Raw genomic sequence first — 22,030 nt, 5'->3', positions numbered from 1 at the left:
ACCTTAATGAGAGTTTTAACAAAGATTATCTTGATAGTTTTCGTATTTGAGGTAGTGTTATTCTTAATAGCCTCAAGCATACCTCAGAATAATCCCTCATTAGTATCAGCGTTTAACAGTACGGAAAATCAAGTATTAAACCAATCTTATTTCGGTAAGGTATTAATGATCTTTGGTAACAACGTAAGGGTCGCGTTCTTGGATTTCATACCTGCTGTTGGAATGATCATATTGGCTGTAAGTATATACTCAACTGGGGCAGTTTTAAGTGCGTTTTCATCTAGTCTTAATGTTCCTGGAATTTTGTCCGCCTTAGGCTTAATGACATTACCACACTCATGGCTTGAACTACCCTCTTATGCCGTAGCTGCATCCAGTGGGTTATACATTGTAATTAGACCAAGGGAGTGGGTGAGAGGTCTACTAACCCTCATAATTGTCCCAATAGAGTTATTCTTAGCTGCGTTGGTTGAATCAAGTGAGTTTTACGTAAGCAATCCGTATATATTATGGCTTTATTCAATACCAGCCTTTGTATTCTTGTACTTCCTTTACGAATTCTTACAAAAAAGAGCTGACAAATACATTAAAGTAAAGACACCAGTAACTCAACAACAGAATGTAATTCAAATTCAACAACCAACATACGCCGATTATATAACTAGATACAACCAGAGTTGGAACACTGCAAGCTATTACGAAACTCAAGGTAACTTAGCTGAGGCTATGAGATATTATTGGGAGGCTATTTTCTACTTAATTACGGCAGTTGGGAACAAATTGGGAATGCCTACGTTGACAAAGGAGGATCAAGATAATGTGATAAAATCAGTTGCGTACAAGGTTGGAAACCCTCAACTATACGATATCTATAACGAAGCATTCAAAATTAGGATTGAAAATAGGCTAAGTGATTTCCAAATATTTAAGGAGTATTTATCTCAGTTAGCAAGGTATTTGAATTCTATCTAACTAATAATTTTTTCACTTATCACCTCTATTCCCAACTTTAAGGCTAGATCATAGTATTTTTTAGGGATAGCAAACACTATCAAGAAACTTCTCACTTTTTTAGAAAATTTATTTTTTAGGATTTTTTCTCTAATTAACAACTGCTCTATAGTGGAGTAGTCTGCGTAGTTTTTGGCTAAAAATAAGTAAATCTCATCTCCCTCCTCATAATACATGATTGGTAACGAGAATCCTATTCTTAAAATGCCCTCATCGTCTATCAAAAACTCCCTCTTTATTTTAGCTAATTTAACTCCCTTGCTCTCCAATTGCGGTTTAAACATATTAACTATTAAATATTCAATCTCTTCCTCCTTTCTTGAAATATCAGTGAGGAATTTTAGTACTTGATCTTCTAAGCTCATACTATAATATCATACTCCCCCTTATTAAAAATAATTTCTCAAAATACAATTGCACACAGCTGCACATAACAGTACATAAAAATACATATAGTCTTTTTAAGTAAAAATTAAAATATTATCTTGTGAAAACCCTTTTAGTACCGCTAACAACTTTTATGATGCTTGACGTTATAACTACAGCACTGGGATTATCTAAGGGACTTATGGAAAGCAATCCAATAATTAACGCGTTATATTCATCACTACCATTTCCGATTTTCGTTGTGGTATTCCTTCTAATAAAGGTTGGCGTGTTAGGTTTAATATATGTTCTTTATAAATATACTAAACTCGATTTAGTGCTCATTCTTGGGATAGGTATTTCTCTGTTAGTTTTCATTAACAACGTCTTTCTCATCTCTTAATAAATTATTTACGTATTTCAGCAGTAAATAGACCGCAATTAGGTTCATCATTAAGAACATGATTATACCTAAATACTCTAACCCTTGGGGAGCATATACAGTAGTATAGAGTGATGGACTTATCATTAATATTAAGGAAAGTATACTATCTCCTATCATCCATAGGGCTAAAAGAAGAACCTTAAAGTTTCTGCTAAGTTCCTTTAGAGAAGAACCTATCATTAAACCTCCAATTACTAAAGAAACCTCCTCAATTAGTCGTACAGATAAGATCTCAGCTCCTAAGTTAAAAAAATATGAATAATGCCATAGGAAAGCAATTGAAGCACCAACTATTACAGCTATACTTTTGTCTACGATTTTCCTCCTTATGATATAATATGAAAGAAGAATACCAGCCCCAAAAAGTGAATAATGAGCTAACATATAGGGTATTGGGCTAATGAACATATACTCCTCTGTAAATGGATTAACAGAAACCGCGATAAGAAAGATACAGAAAATAAGAACTGCTATAAAAAAATAATTATTCACTTTTTCACCTTTTATACGAAAAGATGAAGGTAGAATGTACTGAATACTACGACCCATATGGCATCTACAAAGTGCCAATAGTACGTTGCCGCAACCGATCCCCCATATGGTGTTACTCCCTTATAAGCCCTTAATAGTACAAATGCCCACACTACCAATCCCATGATTACGTGGAATCCGTGTAAACTTACTGTACTAAAGAAGAACGCTGTAAACGCTGATTGTTGTGGGGTAAAGTGTATTACGTGCGTAAACTCGTAAACTTGTCCCATTAAGAACGTGAATCCCATTACCGCAGTTAGTATCCCTAGAGCCTTAAACATCTTCATATCTCCTTTCTTAAACTCTTCATATGCTAAATGTGCTGGTATGGAACTTGAAAGCAGTATAACTGTCATTATTACTGGCAACGGGAAGTACTCAACTCTTAATGGCGGTACATTTGCATACGCTATAGGATTAGTAATTGGGCTTGCTACAAACATGTATCCTCCTATAAAAGATCCGAACAAACATATCTCAGCTAATATGAACCATAATACTGCAGACCTCGCATCCCTCATTACAATAGTTCCTAATGAAGGCGTTAAAGCCATACCATTATTCACGCTACCAGCTGAGACTGGTGAACCACCGTCTAGTTGCATAGGCGGAGGTATTTGTTTGAACCATTGATCATATGCCCAATATAATCCAGTTCCTATGAAAGCTAGTAATAATATAATCCCAATTGGTATTAAATTGATGAACATGAACATGAAACCTAAAGGTATAAACGACATTACAATTCCAAGTATGCTGTAATAGGGGAAGCTTACTCCGTGATATTCTTCATAATGAGCGCCATCCAATGACTTACCAAAACTTAATGGTAATTTTACTGGTTTGATGTAGAAATCTGGTAAGCCTATCTGTATGGCGTTCCATGGATCTATTGTTTCCACTACCTTACCCTTTATCCATGAGTATAACAAATCACCAAATGCCATTATTAATCCTATCCCCATTAATACTCCTCCAACATCAGTCATTTGCTGAAATGGTATGTAAATTACTGAGGGGACTGCGGCATATCTTCTAGGCATTCCTAGAACTCCATCAATAATCATACCAGTGGCTATTAGAAATGCACCAGCTACTATCATTATAGTTCCACTTTTCACTAGATCCTCGTGATACCACTTACCAGTAAAGTATGGGAAATAGTAAATCAAACCAGCTAGTAGTGCAAATAGTATTGCGAACACCATATAATGGAAGTGTCCAACCACTAAATAGGTACCATTAAAAGCATAGTCTAGAGGTACTAATGGGAAGAACACTCCGGTTATTCCTCCAACCAAGAATATGGCTATAAACGATATCACTAAAATTGCAGGTGCCTTGTATCTAATCTCTCCACCATATAAAGTCGCAGTCCAGTTGAATACCTTTACTCCAGAAGGCACTGCAATTGCCATTGTTGTTGCAGATGACACTATCTGTGCTACTGTATTATCAATAGCTGTGAACATGTGGTGCATCCATACTCCTAGTACGCTTAGAAATGCTATGGCCATTGACGATAGTGCCAATGCTTTGTAACCGTAAATTTGCCTACCGACCATTCTAGGCAAGATCTCACCAACTAGCCCCATTGCAGGTAACATTAATATGTACACCTCGGGATGTCCAAAGAACCAGAACAAGTTTTGCCATAATACTGGACTTCCACCTAAAGCCTGATCAAAGAACGGTAAGTTCCACAATCTTTCCAGATAGGCGAAAACTAGTCCTGCAGTTAATGGAGGCATTGCGACCACTAGTAATATCGCAGTGGCGAAGAATGACCACGTAAATAATGACATCTTAAAATACGGTATTTTCTTCAGTTTTATAATAGTCATAAGGAAATTAACTCCTGTTAGTGTTGATGAAATACCTGATAATATAAGGGCAATCTCGACTAACGTTACACCTAACCCATAATTCACTGATGTCTCGATGGAGAGAGGCGCATACATATACCAACCTGTATTTATGGGGCCGAACCATGGGGCTATTAGTCCTAAGAAAACTGCTGGAACTAAAATCCAAAAGGATAACGCATTAATTCTAGGCCAGTACAAATCATGGGCTCCTATCATTCTGGGAATAAGATAATTTGCGAAACCCACTGAAATAGGCATTACCATGAAGAATATCATGAAGATACCGTGTAATGACACAGCGTTGTAATAATCTACGGCACTTAAGCTTTGATAAGTTAGCTGGTATCTTATTAAGGCTGCGTTTACTGCACCTGCTAATAGTGCAATTATACCCAGTGTTATATACATTTGTCCAATATCACTTGCACTTGTCGTGTATAATGCTACTTTTAAAACTCTTTTTATGTTCATCATAATAAGTGTTAAAATTTTATTTTTTAAATCTTTCTATTAAAAGCCAACTAACCTAATCAATTTAGAGTTACTTAGATTATTAAATAAAAAACACATGTATCTTATCTACTTAACTTGTTGTAGCATAAGGAGTAGTCACATTTGATGAAACAATTACCACTGCCCACATTCCACTTTGTGCGTGTCCTAAGATGCCACATACTAACATGTAAGTTCCAGCGTTTAATGGCCCCCATAATCCACTATCTAGTTGACCGCTTGAAATTCCGCTGGTTTGATAATTGCTGGTGCTAGCGCCTACTACATATAATATTTTTCCAAACTGCCCAACATCTGGATTACTAGGAGTTGCGGTAGTGTTTTGTAAAAGGATTAAGTTATGGGGCAAGGATTGTTCATTTACGAATTTCACGTAAACTGACCATCCTGCAGGGATATAAATTTTCAGTTGTCCATTGCTAGTACCATTAAAATTAAAAGTTGGTCCACTCGTTAAAACGGCAATTGTTAAAAATACTGTTTTATTTGCAGAATTATTATTCAATGGAATTTGGCTTGAGGTTGAAGTGGAAGTGCTTGTAACTGTTGGAGTAGGTGCTGAGAGTACTTGGTATTCATAGTAAGCGTATACTGAAACTCCTACTGCTATTATTGCAACTAGGATTCCAACGATTACGGGTAGCATAGAGGACTGTGCTTTCATATGCTAAATTCTTGTAACTAAGATTTATAAATTTATTACCTTATGTAGAGTATCATAATCATATTCTATATTAAAGAATGTAAACATAAGTTAATAATGTTATATGATAAAACTTAAATATCTTATCAAGGTATATTAGAATGATGAACAGAAGGACATTCTTAAGACTGTATTTAATAGTAGGAGCTGCAGTTGCAATAGCCCCTTTAATAAAGCCATTAGCGGATTACGTAGCATATTTCTACAATGAATTAGGTACCATGTCAAAGCAATACTTAGTAGTAAATAATACTGATGGATTAGCTGGATTTCCAAAATATAAGATAGCTAATATTAAAGATATACAGCAACAGTTAAGTTCTGGCTGTCCAGTCTACTTCTTCGCTTATCCATTAACCAATGAACCTTGTTTCCTAGTTGACTTGCAAGTGCTTTTAGGTCAACCTGTTCCAGAAATACCAAATCCATACTATGGGCAATATGCGGGTCCACTAGGACAAATGAAGACCATAAGTGGTGTAGGTCCAAATAACTCCATTTACGCGTTCTCTGATGTTTGTGTACATCTGGGTTGCCAACTCCCTGCACAAGTTTTAGTAACTTCTGAAAATAATCCAGGTTTAGATACTCAAAATTCAGTCCTCCATTGTCCATGCCATGGTTCCTTGTACTTGCTAGCCAAGGGTGGTGTAGTTATTGGGGGACCAGCTCCAAGACCTCTCCCTATAATACTATTAGAATATGATCAGAGTTCTGGTGACATATACGCAGTAGGCACTAATGCTCCCTATTTCAGTGCATCAATACCCAGAACTACCCCATCTGATAACCTGCTTTACGATCCTAGATATGACTATAGCGTACCTTCTAATCCGTCTTGCAGCAAGGGTGGTTAGCATGGTAGATGAGCAAAAGGCTGGTTTATTCGATAGATTTATGAAATGGTTAGATGATAGGTTAGGAATTTACGGCCATACTTTAAGACCTGCGCCTAGATATGCTTACTCGATAGATTATTGGCTAGGAGGGCTGGTATTATCAGCGTTCATACTCGAAGTAATAACTGGTGCTTTAGTTGCACTTTACTATACGCCAAGCGATCCATACACATCAACCACTTATTTAATAAGTAAAATACCGTACGGTGCCTTATTATTTAGTCTTCATAGCTGGGGAGCTTACGCCATGGTCTTCTTATTGTTAGTTCACATGACCAGAAACTTCTTTGTAGGAGCTTATAGACAACCAAGAGAAATAATGTGGGTAGTTGGAGCTGGATTAGCTGGCTTAACATTAACTGAGGCTTATTTAGGATATTCACTACCTTACAACTTGATCTCATGGGTTGCAACAACTACTGGGCTAAACTTATTCTCATACATGCCATTTAACTTGGGTTATCTAATTTCACTATTTACTGTAGTAAATCCCGATCAACCCGGTATAATGTCTGGTGTGGATCCTCTAGTACAAAGATTCTTCGTGTTTCACTGGATAGTAGGTGGATTAATACTAGCGCTTATAGGTCTACATCTTTACATATTTGAAAAACATGGCATAACTCCACCAGTATCTCAAGTTAGGCCAGGCTACCCCGAGCTAATAGACGAATACCAAGATAAGATAAGGTCTGATCTCAAATGGGAACTTCAACCGTTAATGAGGTCTATAGGGATGGTGATAATGATATTCCTACTAACCTTTGGTGCGATATTTCTGATAGCAGGAGCGATACCATTTAACATTGCTATTACCGGTGGTACTCCTAAATATATAATGCCTGCATTTAACCCAGTGGAAGCTGCGCAAACTCCACCAGTCCCTGACTGGTACTTCTTATTCATTTACTTCTTCTACAAGGCAGTAAGTCCAACTAATGCCTCTCTGATATTCCTAGGCTGGGTTGTAGTTACTGTGCTATTTCCATTTATAGAGGAATATATATTTAGGCATAAGGCTCCACATCCAGCATTAAGGCCAGCGTCTATTGCAATAGGTAGTGGTTTCATTGTCAGCTTTATAGTTAACAGTGTTTGGGCAGCTTTAACACCTGGAAGAGATATTGGACCGATAGGAGCTGAGGTTGACGGTATTATTTTCCTAGTTTGTTTTGCAGTGATTTGGCCATTATTAAGATATGTTGTGCAACCTAGAGTTTTAGCTAAATGGCAGAGTTCTCCATTAACTGATGGAGGTGTGGTAATTGAGTATAAGGAAAGGAGGATATTAAGTGGGCTAGCAGTACTACTGATTAACGTGTCTATACTAGGTGGGCTAATATATTCTCTATATGAGGTGTTTTCACTTTCAAGCAATCCCATGATTAACCAATTTTTAATAGGTCAATTTTTAGGTACTTCCCTAATTTTGTTTTCGATCTCAATTTTCATAAACGTGGTGATGGGGATTGGAAAAAGCCAGGATATTTGAACTGTCAACTATAGTATTTGCAATTGTAATCTTAACAGTTCTGGGCATTTTTTCAGATATTTATCTGAATTCAATAAACACTGGAGCCTATCTATCAACTACTCAAAGGCAAGACGCTATTCCTATTAAGGTAATAGCTATGCAATACGCTTGGGAATTCGTATATCCTAATGGGACTACCACAACCAATGAATTGGTATTGAAGGCCAATCAGACCTATGTACTTGAAATCCAATCAAAAGACGTTATTCACGCCTTTTATATACCGCAGTTAGGGTTCAAGTTTGAAGCGATACCGGGATATGTGTACGATTTCTATATAATCGTTAATAAACCTGGAGTATATGATATATGGTGTGCTGAATTCTGTGGCCCTGGCCATTACTTAATGAAAGGAACCTTGATAGTGGTGAGTTAGCATGAGTACCAATAAGAGAATGACTCCAAAAGATTATGTGTTGTGGATAGTCACGATATTGGCATTTTTCTTCTTCTTTTTATGGATAGGGGATTTCGGAAATTTGGTATATCTTACTCAAAGTCCAATAACAACATATGTGCAAACATTATGGAGTGTAACTTATATAGCAGCAGGTGGTGTTTTCGCAGTTTTCATGGGGAGTATAGTGTTCTTATCAGTTAAATTTAGAGCCCCATCTGAAGTTCAAACTACCAGAAGAGCAATAAACATAATGAGTTATTATTACGTCGCATTAATTTTGGATTTATTATTTGCAATTATAGTAACATATGAAATGTTTATCATGTCAACCTATCAATTTATTACTGGTATACTAGCTTCAGCAGATTTGCTACTTTTCGCGTCAATTATCTACCTTGTTTATAAGTTGTATTATCCAGAATAAACTAAAGTTAATCACTTTTTTATTTCTATTTAATATAATTATTTTAATAAATATGAATTATCAAGTTACATCCACTCCATTTATGTTCTCTCAAAATCGATAAATATTAATAATTAGGGAAGTTATACTAATTTTTATGATTAAGGAGAAAAGTTTATTAAATAGCTTTTAGATAGTATAGTATTAGGAGAGAGTAATGAAAAAAGGTAAAATTATAGTACCAATAACAGTAATAGTAGTGATAGTGTTATTAGTATTCTCATCTGGCGTTCTCGCTGGAAGGAATCCCTTCATATCAACTAGTGCAGTAAGTAAGGCTCTAGGTGGAAATTGGAGTGTTCAGAATTATTATACTGGGAATAATACAATGACCGAAATTTTAATAGATTCTCAAGGAGATGTATTGGTTATCACCCAATACTCCTTCCCATCCTCTTCTCTAGCACAGAACTTCTTTTACGCTAACTCTCTAGGAAATATTGAACAATATGGGAGCAATATAATATCATATTACTCTCACGGACTTTCAGAATCTCTTTATGTCCTTAATGGAGGTAAGGTATACTATATCAGCTATGTAGCAACTGCCTCTACTTCAATGCCATCCATAAGTCAATTGTTGAGTTTGATAAAATAATTTTAATCCCTTCTCACTTATTTTTATTTATGAAGTTATATTTTCTTTCAATAATCCCAATAGTCATAAGCCTAGTATTAACTTATATGTTCCCATTTAATGAACTAATCCCAATAGTTACTTTCTGGATATTTTTAACATATTTGCTCTTTAATACAATATTAAGAGGAGAACTTCAAGTTATGAGATTATATAAAAGGAAACGTACAAAATGGGGTCTTTTCTTCTCTTATCTAATAACTCATTACATAGTTTACAGTATAGCTATAGTCGAGTTGCTAACTTATATTTACAAACCCGCACTATCCTATCCCCAAACAGCCTTTGTCTCCCTATTTAGTACTCCCTTTGGCAGTTCACCTAGTTTAACCAACTTAGGTTTATCATTGATTTTTAACCCAACCATAACCGCCTTCATACCGCCTAACATAGTTATTGACCTTTCTCTATATAGTATATCAATGGGTCTCTATATAGCTATTTTAGTAACATCTAGTTTAGTTACACTTATCTCCTTAAATAAAAAATTGGGGTATCTTGCCTTCATTCCACTAATAGGTATTATAGCTGGAGCATCCTGTTGCGTTTCAATACCAGTCTTGCTAGCTGAGTCTATAGAAGTAAGCAATCTGGTATTCTTAACAACGTCGCTATGGCAAGCAGTGTTTATAGCTTACGTATCCCTTCCAATTATAACAGTAATATTCCTAAAACATCTATCAAGCTCACTCCATAAACTCAATGGCGGTTTAAAACAATTTAACATTTCAGGGAGAATGACTAAATAATAAGAAAGTTATAGTGTGAGATTACTTGATAGTAATTAATCATTAATCTATTATAATTGTAATAATGTCGTGAAAATCTCCTATGTCAGATTAACTATGTATTATTCTTGATATTCCCTTGGGCCTCCTCTTTTTTCTCATTCTTTTGATAACTTTTACAGTAAGCTTTACTAATTCCTCTCCATTTTTATTACTTATACGCGTAAAGGTTATGGGAGGAACCCTATATCTATATATAAAGTATAAGCTTACTAGGAGAGGGATGAATATAAGTCTTATGGGGAAGTTGTATAGTAGAGGAATTATTTCGAAAGTAATATAGACGACAGTAAGTATTACACTATAGAAGGTTGAAGAGAATGAAGTTAGTCCAAACCAGAACTCCCTAAATAGTCTACTCCTTACCTTGGTTATCTTAACTAAAATTTGATTATTGATTGTAGAATATAATCGTGATCCTTGTGACAGAAATAAATATAGGAGGAAAAGGGCAATGGATATTTCTCCTGCGTAAAGCACATATTGTAGAATTAAATTATTTATGGGATCTATTATACTCGTTACTAGACTGTTTATAATAGGAAATAGTACATAAGGTAGAATTAAATATAGAAACATCTTCACAAATCCCCTAAACACCACTGATCTCAATATTGGTGAGAGATTTGCGTTAAGCGTCTTGTTAAGCCATACCATCGTGGAGTCAAGCTGTCTCAAAAAGTATGATTGGGAATAAACTATTCCAATAATTCTTTGAAGAACGTTTACTCTTACAGCTAAAATTGATGCAATGATTGAGGACACTAATACTACTACTACCGAGATGTAGTAGACTATGGCAATATTCACACCTTGTTGCATTGCCTCTAACGATACTATTATTCCAAATTCGCTTAATGGCAACATGTACAAGCCATTAGTAAACGCCTTAACGAAAGTAGTCCCAGTAACCCAAGATGCCGTACTGAATGAAAAATACTTTATTACAAGAATTATGAAGGATATTAGAATAAACGTAGTTATGGCCGTGGTAATTTTCAGATAACTCCCTACTGACAAGAAAAAGAAGATCAAAGCAAACTCCCTTATGGGTGCAGTATATTTTATTATCTTATCACTACCACTTATTGATGAAAAAGCTATACCAGCAAGGATCATGGTTAAGGTAGTTGGAACTTGAGTAACTTGAGAAATGTACTCAAATACAAATACTAGAACTATTGGCAATAATATCAAAATGCTCTCATCTTCCAAACTAGTGAGCCTAAATATTGATAATCCGGTTAGAAAATACTTTGCAAACGCGTAAATTATTAGGGAAGCTATAAAAACTTCTAGGACTACGAAAAATGTTCTAAAAAAGTTAAAGTAACCGTTAATGGCTATCGCAACAGAATATAAGAAGAAAACTTCAACATCCTCTACTGAGGCAACTGCTATTAACAAATCCCTATCATTCTTGGCAAGTTTATTCCCAGCTATCTTGTATAGAATGGAAGTACTAGTATCTATGGAGGCCATTACGAGAAATAGTGAATCAAAGGGATCTAGATGGAGTAAATAAAGGCCAATGAAATAAGAGATTAACAAGATGAGTATTAACTCGGTTAATGCAATTCCTATAGCCCTTCTAAATAACTCCTTAGCTCTTGAAATATCGAAGGACGTACCAATCTCAAATGCCAACAAGTTTAAGGCTAGGAAGTTCAGTATTTCAAAATATGAGGAGTTAAAATCAAAATGAAAATAATTGAAAGCAATTAACCCACCTAAGAGGTAGGCAATAACTGGTGAGACCTTTAACCTAGTTAAGATGAATGCAAGTAGTAAGGTAAAAAGTAGCATTAAGCTCAGTAATGCATAATCCATCAAACAACAAACTCCTTAGGAGAAATTAAAAGTTTATTTACTACCGAGAGAATATTATATATTTGATGAATGTTGTTGACTTGAAGAAAATATATTCTCAAATTTTATCTCTTTCAGAGGAATGTAAAAGATGTATAGACTGTGAAGCTTGTGATAGAGTGGAAGAATTAATAGATTACGTAGTTGAAAACATAGATAAAATGTCAATCGAAGGGCAAACAGAGACCAGAAGAATATTAAATAGTATAATTGAACTTAGAAAGGAAATTTAAGGGGAAAAGCTAGTGAGCAACTAAAAATAATTTTTCTATTTAAATATAAAAAAGTTATTTTTTAAAAAATTGTTGGGCACTCTCCAGCCAATGGTCCCGCAGCTTCTAATATGGTATTTTGTATCATTTAAGATGCTTGAACTATTTGTGGAAACTGGTCTAAATTATTGAGAACGTAACTTGGCGTATACCCTTCAAGAACTATAGGATTAACTATCGGTGTAGTCACAATGTAAGTACCATTCGGACCAGAGATTAGTATTGCAAAATTTAAGTGCGATAGTTTGCCATAAAACGCTGAAGGCTCTCCATACTGCTGTATTGGTACTTGCGTTTCGTATTGGATAATGTAATGGACTACTTGAGAGGGCACCCATTTGCGTATATTCCTCTTTAATTATCTGTTCACCAACCGGAACTAACTCGTTTTGAGGTATAGGCGTTCCATTGTATGAGGCATTTAAATACTCATTATAAACGTATGCTATATAAAAATCTACTATAGAATTACTCGTAAAATTAGTGAATAATAACCCTGGAATATTAGCTGGGGTACGGTATGGGTCAGAGTACCATAGTTTATAGCTTAAATTGCCATAATGTTGCAAAAAATCATATATTGCCCAAGATGCCGCAGCACCTACTGGACAGCCATACCAAGACTGCTCCACTATTATCACCTTACCCTTTGGGGCTAAGTCAACATTACTTATCTTAATGAATTTCCCCGCAGGAATATGTTGAGCAGACACTACAAAATGAGTAACATATGCAATAACTCCAGTTATTATTACAATAATTCCTATTATTGCTGTAATTAAATTTCTTCTATTCATTAATAATAATACTAACATACGTCTAAAAATTTTTCCTAAATCATTAGTAGTCATCTTTATTTTATACGTAGAGAGAAGTTATCCAATGAGCATGTTTAACAATACCCATCCAGAATTCATGAGAATTGGAATTACAATAGAAAATGTTGACACTAGATATAAGCCACTAATGAGAATGGGGATATCCATTGACGAGATGATTTACCTTGCTAGGAGACTGTATCCATTAATAAGAGATGGAAAAAAGATTTTAGATTTAGCTTGTGGAAATGGCCTAATTACAGTGATCTTATCAAGATTGATGAGTGATGCGGAATTTCACGCAGTCGATGATTGGAAAAAGGTCTCTAGAGATGATTTAATTAGGAATATTGAGATTGATAAAGCTAGGATAATGTTAGGAGAGTTTAAAGATCAATTCACTTTATCATATCAAGATACTTATTTCGACTCTGTATATAGTGTAATGTTTCTATCAAATATTGGTAAAGACGGTAGAGTTAAGATAAGTGATGAGGTTTATAGAGTGTTAAAAGAGAAAGGAAAGTTTGTAGTTATCGATACTTTAGTATTTAGAGGCAAAATAAAGAAGGATTTGGAACATAAATTCAAATTAGATTGGTATGGAGAGGAGAACGGATTTTCATTCTTTGTTTGGAGCAAATAACGAATAAGTTTGAATTCGTCTCATAAAGGTATGGTAAACCACTATCATCGGACTAAATATTGCGATGACATTCATCAATATAGGAGTAGTGATATTAGAAATAGATATCTTTATATACCTAAAATTTAGTACTACTGTTTTCTCTAACGAGATAACATAACGGTAAAATATTTTAAATTTAATCCTATAGTATCAATCTACTAGGCAATTCTATCCATTTAACTTCATTGAATATTGCGTTAAGAAGTTTGTTTAGCTATTGGTAGTCCCATTTAAAAGTAATTAAAGAGTTTTTATCTCTAATCGGGCTTTCTTATGTTTATTATAGGAGTTTTACCTTTCTCTATATAAATTCATGATAAACACTAACGAAAGAACATAGAAAGTTTCCTACAATAGTATTTTAAATAATTTAACTAAGATCCTTTAAAATTAAAAAGTTTTTTAAGATGAACTAAATAAGGCTTTTTTATTACTTTTGGAGATAAATCTCTTATGAAGTCTCGTAAGGCATTTAAGGGCTTAAGTAGAACCTTTATAGCAATAATTGTTGTTGTAATTGTTGTAATTGGAATAGCTGTTGGAGTATTATTAGGTAATCACCCATCTAGTAATAATATAAGCACTACTACAACTTCTTCTAGTATTATCTCTACAACTACCCTACCATCAACATCTTCCTCAACATCTCCTCCTAATAGCGTTTCAATACCTTCTAGTATTACCGTGGAAGAAGCTGCAACACCAGTAAGTGTAGATCCGGCAAGTAGCTATGATATAGCAGGTGGAGAAATTATTCAGAATGTTTATCAAACTTTAGTATTTTATAATGGGACTAATACATCTTCCTTTATTGGAGTTTTGGCAGAAAATTGGACTGTAGAGAACAATGGTACTACTTATATCTTCCATCTATGGCCCTTTATTACTTTCAGTAATGGTAATCCTCTTAACGCTACAGATGTATGGTTTTCAATATACAGGACGATGCTTATTAATTTAGGTATATCAATTTATACTAGTCAAGCTTTAGCTGTTAATAATGGTCTTGGTTTTGTAGGAAAATTACCCAACGGGAAATACGGTACAATAATGCTACCTAATGGCATACTACAAGCATTAGAGTATGCTGGATATAATTTTTCGTCAAATAAAACTATTGCGATGGAACAAGCTGCATATGATTTGGCATATATTTTATCCCATTTTAATGTAAGCAATACCACAATTCAGAAGGTAATGTCATATCCTCATCAGGCAGTAGTAGTTATCGATCCATATACCGTAGAGTTTAATTTAGATTACCCATATTCAGCATTTCTAGCTGCGCTTTCCACAAGTACTGGGGCTATAGTAAATCCAGTTTTTGTTGATGAGAATGGCGGAGTTCAAATTGATACTTCTAATACTTATCTTTCCACTCATGCTTTAGGCTCTGGACCCTATATTCTGGAAACTCCAATAGGAGGGTCTTACGTAGTGCTAAATGCTAGTCCTAACTATTGGGCAAGTAAAGTCCCTACAAAAGATCTAAATCCGATGTTGGAGACACCTAAGATTAAGACGATAATTATAGATTATCAAACTAACGAGGCAGTAAGAATATTAGACTTACAGCAAGAGAAGGCACAAATTTCGCAGATTGACGTGATAAACTTACAGGAGCTAATAGGTAGCTCTGGTGTGCAACAACTTCAGAATCTGGTTAATGGAAAGACGTTCCCAACAACCTATACCAGTGGTAATGTGACAATTTATATTTGGGGGCCTTCAGCACAAATAGACTTCTTGGCAATAGATGCATATCAATACCCATTTAACATAACAGCAGTAAGATTGGCCATATCACATGCAATAAACCCTGTACAAATTCAACAACAAGTCTATAAGGGTTTTGCAATAAACTATGTTGGACCTTTAGATCCATCATTACCATACTATAACTCATCAATAATAGGTTATACGTATAATCCCTCCCTTTCAATACAACTACTAGAAGAAGCAGGATTCAAATTAACACTACCTAATGGAACTACAGTAAATCCAAATGGAAAACCTTTCCCAACAATTACCTTAACATATCAAACTGGTAGTACAGCTCTACAAGATGAGGCATTACTGGTTCAACAACAGCTAGCTCAAATAGGAATAACAGTTCAGCTAAATCCTGAATCCGCGGTAACAATAGTAGAATCGTATATAAATCCACCCAATTCATCAGCATATCCTGCCTTCCAATTAGCCGGTAACTTCCCTCCAGTGCTCAGCCCCATAGACCCAGCAATATACTTACTGTCTCAAGCTAGATTACACCACGGAAATCCAGCTTTCGTAGATAATAGTACGATTAATCAGTTAATCGTAGAGGCTGTAAGAACCAATAACCCCCAGCAATTACAGCATATATATAATGAAATAACTTTACTAACCTTAGCACAAGCACAGTATGTATGGTTAGATGACTTTTTAGCCTATACGGTAGCATCGTCAAGTATTCATGGATTCTGGTATAGCCCCGGATTAGATGGGTTATTCTATGCTGACTTATACTGAAAAGATAGTGGGGTGTAAATTTCAATATGATTTCTTATAAATTCTTGATTAAGAGAGCTATTGAGGCTTTCTTAGTAATAATGGCTGAACTTATTATAGTTTTTTATTTAGCCAATATCGCAGCTCCTAATCCAGCATCAGTTTGGGCGGGCCCAGAAGCCTCACCAGAACAAATCCAAATCGTAACCGAGCTTTATCATTTAAATCAACCTTGGTATATCCAGCTTTACTATTATTTAGGCAATTTCTTTACTGGAAAATGGGGAATATCACCATTATATCAAACCCCAGTTATATCATTGATAGAGGAATACTTACCAGTTACAATAGAATTAGCAATTATCGCCTTAATCCTAAAGATAATTCTCGAAATATCACTAGGAATCTTATCCGCTTTGAAACCCAATGGTCTATTAGATAACTCAATAAGAGTAGTATATACTATAACAAGAAGTGCACCCCCATTTATAGTAGCATTATTATTACTCCTAATCCTTTCCTATTACTTTCACGTATTCCCTTCTTCATATTATATGAATCCAATCCTAGCCTTACATGAGAGCAAGTTTTACATTCAAATAGGAGGGCATAAATATTATTTCTGGTTCATAGATAACATGCCAATTTTGAATTCATTACTTGTGGGTGATATTCCGGCTTTCGTATCTGCTTTAGATCATTCCATATTACCAGCTTTAGCCCTCACACTATTCGGCTTTGGAGGAATAGTTAGGCTCACTAGAAACTCAATGCTTGAAGTCTTAAATACTGACTATATAAAGACTGCTAGAGCTAAAGGTCTAAAAGAGAGAATAGTAATAACGAGGCATGCGTTAAGGAATGCGCTACTATCCTCTATAACGCTTATAAGTGTAATTTTTGCTGGTCTAATGCAGGGAAGCTTAGTAGTGGAGACCATTTTCAACTACTACGGAATTGGTTATTTAGTAGCTGAAAGCTTACTAAACTTAGATACACCAACGTTAATAGCAGCTACAGTTGTGATAACAATTGTAGTTGTAATATCGAATCTCGTCGCAGACATTTCCTATGCATTATTAGATCCTAGGATAAGGGAAGCACTATGAACCTAAAGGATATAACCAAAAATATGAACCTAACCGTAGGACTGATTATTATTCTCTCCTTCTTAGTCTTAACAATAATTTCTACAGCTGATTTACACATATTAACACCCTATAATCCAAATCAACTCAATTTCAGCCAAGCTAACTTACCTCCCTCTTCCAATCACGTCTTCGGTACGGACCAAGAAGGTAGAGATGTTTTTACTAGATCTTTGACGGCTTTACGTATAGACTTCTCAATACCTTTCCTAATCGTAGGTATCTCGATGCTCATAGGTACAATCATAGGGATTTTAAGCGGATACTTCGGTGGACTATTGGATGAGGCTCTAATGAGAATTACAGATATATTCTTAGCATTTCCAGGAATATTATTAGCCTTGGCCATAAGTGAGATCTTAGGGAGTACCCATCTATCACTAAGACTTTACTTAAGTGCGTTGGCCTTGGCTATTGTAAATTGGCCGATTTACGCTAGGTTAGTAAGAGCACAAATCTTGCAAGTAAAGAACATGCAATATATAACCTTAGCTAAGGTAGCTGGGCTAAATAATTTTCAGATAATAAAAAAGCATATAATCCCACACCTAGTCTCCCTATTATTAGTCTATACTACGTTGGATATGGGCACAATAATATTAAATTACTCCATTTTAGCGTTCTTCGGATTAGGAGCTCCACCGCCCACTCCGGAACTGGGGAGAATGGTCTATGATGGCCTCTCGGCACTTCCACAAAACTGGTGGTCATCAATATTTCCCGCAATAATCATAACGCTAATGGCCTTAGGCTACTCATTAGCAGGAGATGGGTTAAGAGATATATTAGATCCAAGATTAGGTGAAAGGACAAATGTCTAATAAATTACTATCATTGGAGAATTTGTGGATAACTTACTACAAGGGGAATAAATCTGCGTATGCAGTGAGAGGAGTGAGTTTAGAGGTCAATTACAATCAGGTCGTAGGTATCGTTGGTGAAAGCGGTTCTGGAAAATCAACCTTAGGTCACTCCATAATAGGTTTACTGCCTAATAATGCAAAGGTTGAAAAGGGTAAAATCATTTTCGAAGAGACGGATCTAGCTAAGATAAACAAAAGTGATTTCTATAGGTTCAGAGGCAAAAGGGGGATCTTTATGATATTTCAAGACCCCATGACAAGCTTAAATCCTACAATAAAAGTTAAGGAGCAATTGGTAGAAATAATAAAGAACAGACCCAATGAAAATAGTGTTAATACCTTAAGCCACTGGTTTATCGGTAAAGTAAATAAAAGTGAGATAGTTAGAGATGAGAAGCAACTAATAGAATCCCTAAAGAAAGTTGGTTTCAGAAACCCTGATGAGATTCTAGATAAATATCCGCATCAACTTTCTGGAGGGGAAAGACAGAGAATAATGATAGCGATGGCTTATCTATTAAAACCTAAACTACTCATAGCTGATGAACCTACAACAGCCTTAGATGTAATAACTCAAGCACAAGTATTGAAAATGTTATTAGAACTAAAGGAAGAATATAAATCGTCGATTATCTTCATAAGTCATGACATTACATTAGTGAGCCAAATCAGTGATAAGGTAATTGTTATGTATGGAGGAATTGTCATGGAGGAAGCTAGTTCCGAGGAAATACTTAAGAACCCCCTTAATCCATATACTAAGGGACTAGTCGCATCAATACCCAATTACTTCAAAGGGAAGGGTAAAATATCTTCAATACCAGGATTTCCTCCAAATATATTTGAACTACCTCAAGGTTGTCCATTTAACCCGAGGTGTAATTTGGCAATGTCAGTTTGTAAATCTCAATTACCTAAATTGAAAAGCATAGGTGAGTCTCACAGTGTCGCATGCCACCTCTATAGTTGAAATAGAAAACCTAAGAGTCAGTTACAAGGTAAGAGAAGGGAAGAAGATTGCCATAGATAACGTAACATTGAGTATTACTAAAGGAGAGACTCTAGCAGTATTAGGTGAGTCCGGAAGTGGGAAAACCACACTAGGATTAGCCATACTTAAATTAGTTAAAGTTGATGAGGGAAAGATTTACTTTAAGGGAAATGACATAACCAACTTAAAGGAAAAGGAAATGAGGGAAATAAGGAAGCTAATGCAATTGGTACCCCAAGATCCTTACTCTAGCATGAACCCAAAATTGAGAATAAAGGATATAGTTGGGGAACCCTTACTGGCTAATCCGGATCATGTAATAGATAAAATCCGCAATAGCCTAGAGCAAGTAGGATTAGATCCATCAATTACGGAGAGATATCCATATGAGTTATCTGGAGGACAAAGACAAAGAGTACTAATAGCTAGGGCGTTAATTAGCAATCCAGAATTTATAGTATTAGATGAACCGACGTCCAACTTAGATGTATCAATACAAGCACAAATCTTAAACCTATTACTAGATTTACAAATACAGAAAAATCTAACTTATCTATTTATCACACACAACATATCCGTAGCTAAATATATGGCTGATAGAATAGCAATACTATATCACGGAAAATTAGTTGAAATAGGGAAAAGCAAAAACGTGATTATGAAACCACTCCACCCATACACCACAAAGCTTATTGAAGCAGTACCATTAAACGGATATAAAGCCAACATAAGGGAATTTGAAATCTCAGAGATAGATGATTCGAAGAACCAATCAAAAGGATGTAGTTACTTTTCCAGATGTCCATTTGCGAAAGACATATGTAAAGTAAAAGAGCCACAGTTAATAACTATTGATAACGATCATATGGTAGCTTGTCATTTATACACTTGACTAGTGTTCAAAGACGTAGAAGGGGAATATTAGGGTATATCTCGTTATAACGTTCTCGTCGTACTTGTATCAATCCCTAGTGTACTTACTCTTTCCCATGGGTAATACTTAACGGAATAATCTATAAACTTTTTGTACAATTCTGAAGCAACCCGCAAAGCACTTGCAGTCATCTTATTCGATATCTAGGAGTATGGCATACCATCAAAACCTAATTTTTAGGAAAAATATATTGATAAAGTTGGTAATTCCTAAAAAGAAAAAGAATGTCCTAGAGTCTTTTTCATAATAGTTATAATCCATCCTCTCACATAAGGTTTGCTAAAGATCTTAACACTGGTTTAATCAAATGGTATTGCACTCAATAAGAAAAGAGTACTATAATTGCTATTCTTACAACTATGGGGATTAATTTTATTCAGCGTTGGGACTGTAAAGATAGAATTAACATTTAGGACAAAGATATACAAGTAAATTCAATAAGTCTCTAGCTTTCTGATGATGGCGATTTTGAGCAGAAAATGCTTAATAATTTAGTGAAAATACTAACGGAACAACGTTAAGGATATTATGAAATCAGTATTTGAATCTGGAGAAAATAATATTACTCCCACCCTCACATTAATATTTATTAATTTCTTTTTCTGTATAAACCTATGTCATCCCCTTTTCACTATTCACAATTCACCAAGTTTACTATCTTTAGTGTATTTGCAGGATTCTCTTTTATACAAAACGAGTTAACCACTTATTGGCTTTTCATTCTCCTATTCCGTCAAGAGATAACATTGTTTGGATTAGGAGTAATAGCTAGACCTTTAGTGAGAGTTTTCGTCTCTTACTTCATGGGTTATATATCTGATAAATACAATAGGGCTAAACTATTTTACATAACTAGGGGTGTGGCTGCCATATTACTCTTACCCTTAACCTTAGCCTTTATTTACCATTCTATACCTTGGATATTTGGAGTTTACTACATTAGGACAATAATTGTTGAATTGTCAAATAACGTTGGTTACGTTGCTTATTATGCTGTAGTTCCAGAACAAGTTAGGGCTAAGGCAATATTCTATATAAGAATATTCTCAATGGCTTCAAGAGTGGTGTCTGGTGCTATTTGGTTTTTAATATATCAATCAATTGGTGCTTATGACTTGTTACTAACTGCCATATTAGGCCTTATTGGATTGGCAATGCTAAAGGGGTTTAACATAGGTGGTGGTAGCGAGAGGGTTAAATTAACTACTGGAATAGATTTCTTCAGAAAGGATGAGAGGATTAGGGGCATAATATTGTTATATTCTGTAACGGACGGGCTAACTTATTCTATAAATTACTTGTTACCTTTATTAATTCTAGTATATTACGGTACTGAGGAAATATATAGTCTATCACAAACTGTACTGTACGGCGTATTAGTTATTGCTAGCTTTATAATGACTAAGATGAAAGACCCAGTTAAAATAGCAGTTACTTACATACTGAGTGGTTTCTTGTTTTACATGGTATTAGTATATCCTTCACCCTACGTTTTGCTAATTTCATTATTGCTTTACGGATTTGGGAGTGGCTTTATCGAGAATTACGTAATGGCTACAATAAAGCAAAGCGTTGGTGATGAGTTTTTGGGAAGTGTATTAGGATTGGACGTCTTAGTTACAAGCTCACTTGAGATACTCATTATACTCTTAGCCCAATACTTGATAACCATTAACGTAATATACTACATCATTTTAGGCATTGCGGGAATGGTATTTGTCTTAGCTTCGTGGTTATTACATCCTAAGCTTAGGGAGGTAAAGTTATAATAAGCAGAATCCCTTTTTAGCTTTTCA

Annotated in this window: 22 protein-coding genes and 2 pseudogenes; 16 read left to right on the top strand and 8 right to left on the bottom strand. The window is 35.1% G+C overall.

Translation table 11 applies throughout. The annotated features are described in order from the left end of the window. Positions 1-6 precede the first annotated feature (6 nt). A complete protein-coding gene (locus YN1551_RS01860) occupies positions 7-972 on the top strand; it encodes a stage II sporulation protein M (RefSeq protein WP_012714395.1) in 966 nt (321 codons plus the stop codon). On the opposite strand, the gene YN1551_RS01855 is transcribed toward YN1551_RS01860, so the two are convergent. Further along, positions 969-1,376: a hypothetical protein gene (locus YN1551_RS01855; protein WP_012714396.1), complete on the bottom strand. Its 408-nt coding sequence runs from the start codon at positions 1,374-1,376 to the stop codon at positions 969-971. The two genes, YN1551_RS01860 and YN1551_RS01855, sit on opposite strands and share 4 nt — an antisense overlap. A 122-nt stretch (positions 1,377-1,498) precedes the next feature. On the opposite strand from YN1551_RS01855, the gene YN1551_RS01850 reads away from it, so the two are divergent. Further along, positions 1,499-1,780, top strand: coding sequence for a DUF5658 family protein (locus YN1551_RS01850; protein ID WP_048051935.1), 282 nt, complete (start codon positions 1,499-1,501; stop codon positions 1,778-1,780). On the opposite strand, the gene YN1551_RS01845 is transcribed toward YN1551_RS01850, so the two are convergent. From YN1551_RS01845 to YN1551_RS01835, 3 genes are all read right to left on the bottom strand, one after another. Next, positions 1,745-2,314 (bottom strand): DUF1404 domain-containing protein, encoded by a 570-nt coding sequence (locus tag YN1551_RS01845; RefSeq protein WP_012716658.1) that lies wholly within the window; start codon positions 2,312-2,314, stop codon positions 1,745-1,747. The genes YN1551_RS01850 and YN1551_RS01845 overlap by 36 nt on opposite strands. A gap of 11 nt (positions 2,315-2,325) precedes the next feature. After that, positions 2,326-4,695 carry a cbb3-type cytochrome c oxidase subunit I gene (locus YN1551_RS01840; protein WP_187146883.1) on the bottom strand — a complete coding sequence of 790 codons (2,370 nt, stop codon included), beginning with the start codon at positions 4,693-4,695 and terminating at the stop codon, positions 2,326-2,328. Positions 4,696-4,807: 112 nt separating this feature from the next. Continuing rightward, positions 4,808-5,401 carry a sulfocyanin gene (locus YN1551_RS01835; RefSeq protein ID WP_012714400.1) on the bottom strand — a complete coding sequence of 198 codons (594 nt, stop codon included), beginning with the start codon at positions 5,399-5,401 and terminating at the stop codon, positions 4,808-4,810. Positions 5,402-5,541: 140 nt separating this feature from the next. On the opposite strand from YN1551_RS01835, the gene YN1551_RS01830 reads away from it, so the two are divergent. From YN1551_RS01830 to YN1551_RS01805, 6 genes are all read left to right on the top strand, one after another. Then, positions 5,542-6,297 carry a Rieske 2Fe-2S domain-containing protein gene (locus tag YN1551_RS01830; RefSeq protein ID WP_012714401.1) on the top strand — a complete coding sequence of 252 codons (756 nt, stop codon included), beginning with the start codon at positions 5,542-5,544 and terminating at the stop codon, positions 6,295-6,297. A 1-nt stretch (position 6,298) separates the two neighbouring features. After that, positions 6,299-7,831: a cytochrome b gene (locus YN1551_RS01825; protein WP_012717090.1), complete on the top strand. Its 1,533-nt coding sequence runs from the start codon at positions 6,299-6,301 to the stop codon at positions 7,829-7,831. Continuing rightward, a complete protein-coding gene (locus tag YN1551_RS01820; protein ID WP_009992563.1) occupies positions 7,809-8,249 on the top strand; it encodes a cytochrome c oxidase subunit II in 441 nt (146 codons plus the stop codon). The genes YN1551_RS01825 and YN1551_RS01820 overlap by 23 nt, the downstream gene beginning before the upstream one ends. 1 nt (position 8,250) lies before the next feature. Beyond that, on the top strand, positions 8,251-8,697 hold the full coding sequence (locus tag YN1551_RS01815) for a hypothetical protein (RefSeq protein WP_009992562.1): 447 nt from the start codon (positions 8,251-8,253) through the stop codon (positions 8,695-8,697). Between the two features lie 196 nt (positions 8,698-8,893). Continuing rightward, positions 8,894-9,334, top strand: coding sequence for a hypothetical protein (locus YN1551_RS01810; RefSeq protein ID WP_009992561.1), 441 nt, complete (start codon positions 8,894-8,896; stop codon positions 9,332-9,334). A gap of 29 nt (positions 9,335-9,363) precedes the next feature. After that, entirely contained in the window at positions 9,364-10,122 is a 759-nt protein-coding gene (locus tag YN1551_RS01805) for a hypothetical protein (protein ID WP_012716661.1), read from the top strand. Between the two features lie 90 nt (positions 10,123-10,212). Here YN1551_RS01805 and YN1551_RS01800 read toward each other — a convergent pair whose 3' ends face one another. Next, the gene (locus tag YN1551_RS01800) at positions 10,213-11,991 is read right to left on the bottom strand and encodes a cation:proton antiporter (RefSeq protein WP_012717089.1); all 1,779 of its coding nucleotides are present in this window, start codon (positions 11,989-11,991) and stop codon (positions 10,213-10,215) included. 65 nt (positions 11,992-12,056) lie between these two features. Between YN1551_RS01800 and YN1551_RS01795 the strand changes: the two genes are divergently transcribed. After that, a complete protein-coding gene (locus YN1551_RS01795; protein WP_048051937.1) occupies positions 12,057-12,263 on the top strand; it encodes a hypothetical protein in 207 nt (68 codons plus the stop codon). Positions 12,264-12,390: 127 nt separating this feature from the next. Here YN1551_RS01795 and YN1551_RS17830 read toward each other — a convergent pair whose 3' ends face one another. Together YN1551_RS17830 and YN1551_RS17825 are read right to left on the bottom strand one after the other, a co-directional pair. After that, on the bottom strand, positions 12,391-12,636 hold the full coding sequence (locus YN1551_RS17830) for a DUF929 family protein (protein ID WP_187146882.1): 246 nt from the start codon (positions 12,634-12,636) through the stop codon (positions 12,391-12,393). 88 nt (positions 12,637-12,724) lie between these two features. Beyond that, positions 12,725-13,099: pseudogene (locus YN1551_RS17825) on the bottom strand (DUF929 family protein); the annotation flags it as partial. Between the two features lie 85 nt (positions 13,100-13,184). On the opposite strand from YN1551_RS17825, the gene YN1551_RS01785 reads away from it, so the two are divergent. The 6 genes from YN1551_RS01785 (at position 13,185) to YN1551_RS01760 (ending at position 20,192) form a co-directional block, all read left to right on the top strand. Next, a complete protein-coding gene (locus tag YN1551_RS01785; RefSeq protein ID WP_009988357.1) occupies positions 13,185-13,766 on the top strand; it encodes a class I SAM-dependent methyltransferase in 582 nt (193 codons plus the stop codon). A 495-nt stretch (positions 13,767-14,261) separates the two neighbouring features. Next, the gene (locus tag YN1551_RS01780; protein ID WP_012717087.1) at positions 14,262-16,319 is read left to right on the top strand and encodes an ABC transporter substrate-binding protein; all 2,058 of its coding nucleotides are present in this window, start codon (positions 14,262-14,264) and stop codon (positions 16,317-16,319) included. A 26-nt stretch (positions 16,320-16,345) separates the two neighbouring features. Further along, complete coding sequence (locus YN1551_RS01775) at positions 16,346-17,407, top strand: ABC transporter permease (RefSeq protein ID WP_012717086.1); 1,062 nt, start codon at positions 16,346-16,348, stop codon at positions 17,405-17,407. Beyond that, positions 17,404-18,267 (top strand): ABC transporter permease, encoded by an 864-nt coding sequence (locus tag YN1551_RS01770; RefSeq protein WP_012714410.1) that lies wholly within the window; start codon positions 17,404-17,406, stop codon positions 18,265-18,267. The genes YN1551_RS01775 and YN1551_RS01770 overlap by 4 nt, the downstream gene beginning before the upstream one ends. After that, positions 18,260-19,279, top strand: coding sequence for an ABC transporter ATP-binding protein (locus YN1551_RS01765; RefSeq protein ID WP_012717085.1), 1,020 nt, complete (start codon positions 18,260-18,262; stop codon positions 19,277-19,279). The genes YN1551_RS01770 and YN1551_RS01765 overlap by 8 nt, the downstream gene beginning before the upstream one ends. Beyond that, positions 19,254-20,192 (top strand): ABC transporter ATP-binding protein, encoded by a 939-nt coding sequence (locus YN1551_RS01760; protein WP_012717084.1) that lies wholly within the window; start codon positions 19,254-19,256, stop codon positions 20,190-20,192. Before YN1551_RS01765 ends, YN1551_RS01760 begins: the two co-directional genes overlap by 26 nt. Positions 20,193-20,195: 3 nt before the next feature. On the opposite strand, the pseudogene YN1551_RS16470 reads toward YN1551_RS01760, so the two are convergent. After that, positions 20,196-20,291: pseudogene (locus YN1551_RS16470) on the bottom strand (IS5/IS1182 family transposase); the annotation flags it as partial. 557 nt (positions 20,292-20,848) lie between these two features. On the opposite strand from YN1551_RS16470, the gene YN1551_RS01755 reads away from it, so the two are divergent. Then, positions 20,849-22,003 carry an MFS transporter gene (locus tag YN1551_RS01755; RefSeq protein ID WP_012717083.1) on the top strand — a complete coding sequence of 385 codons (1,155 nt, stop codon included), beginning with the start codon at positions 20,849-20,851 and terminating at the stop codon, positions 22,001-22,003. The last annotated feature ends 27 nt before the right edge of the window (positions 22,004-22,030 follow it).

Origin of the sequence: Sulfolobus islandicus Y.N.15.51 (assembly GCF_000022485.1) — an archaeon.
GTDB lineage: Archaea > Thermoproteota > Thermoprotei_A > Sulfolobales > Sulfolobaceae > Saccharolobus > Saccharolobus islandicus.
This window is presented reverse-complemented; position numbering and strand designations above follow the sequence as displayed.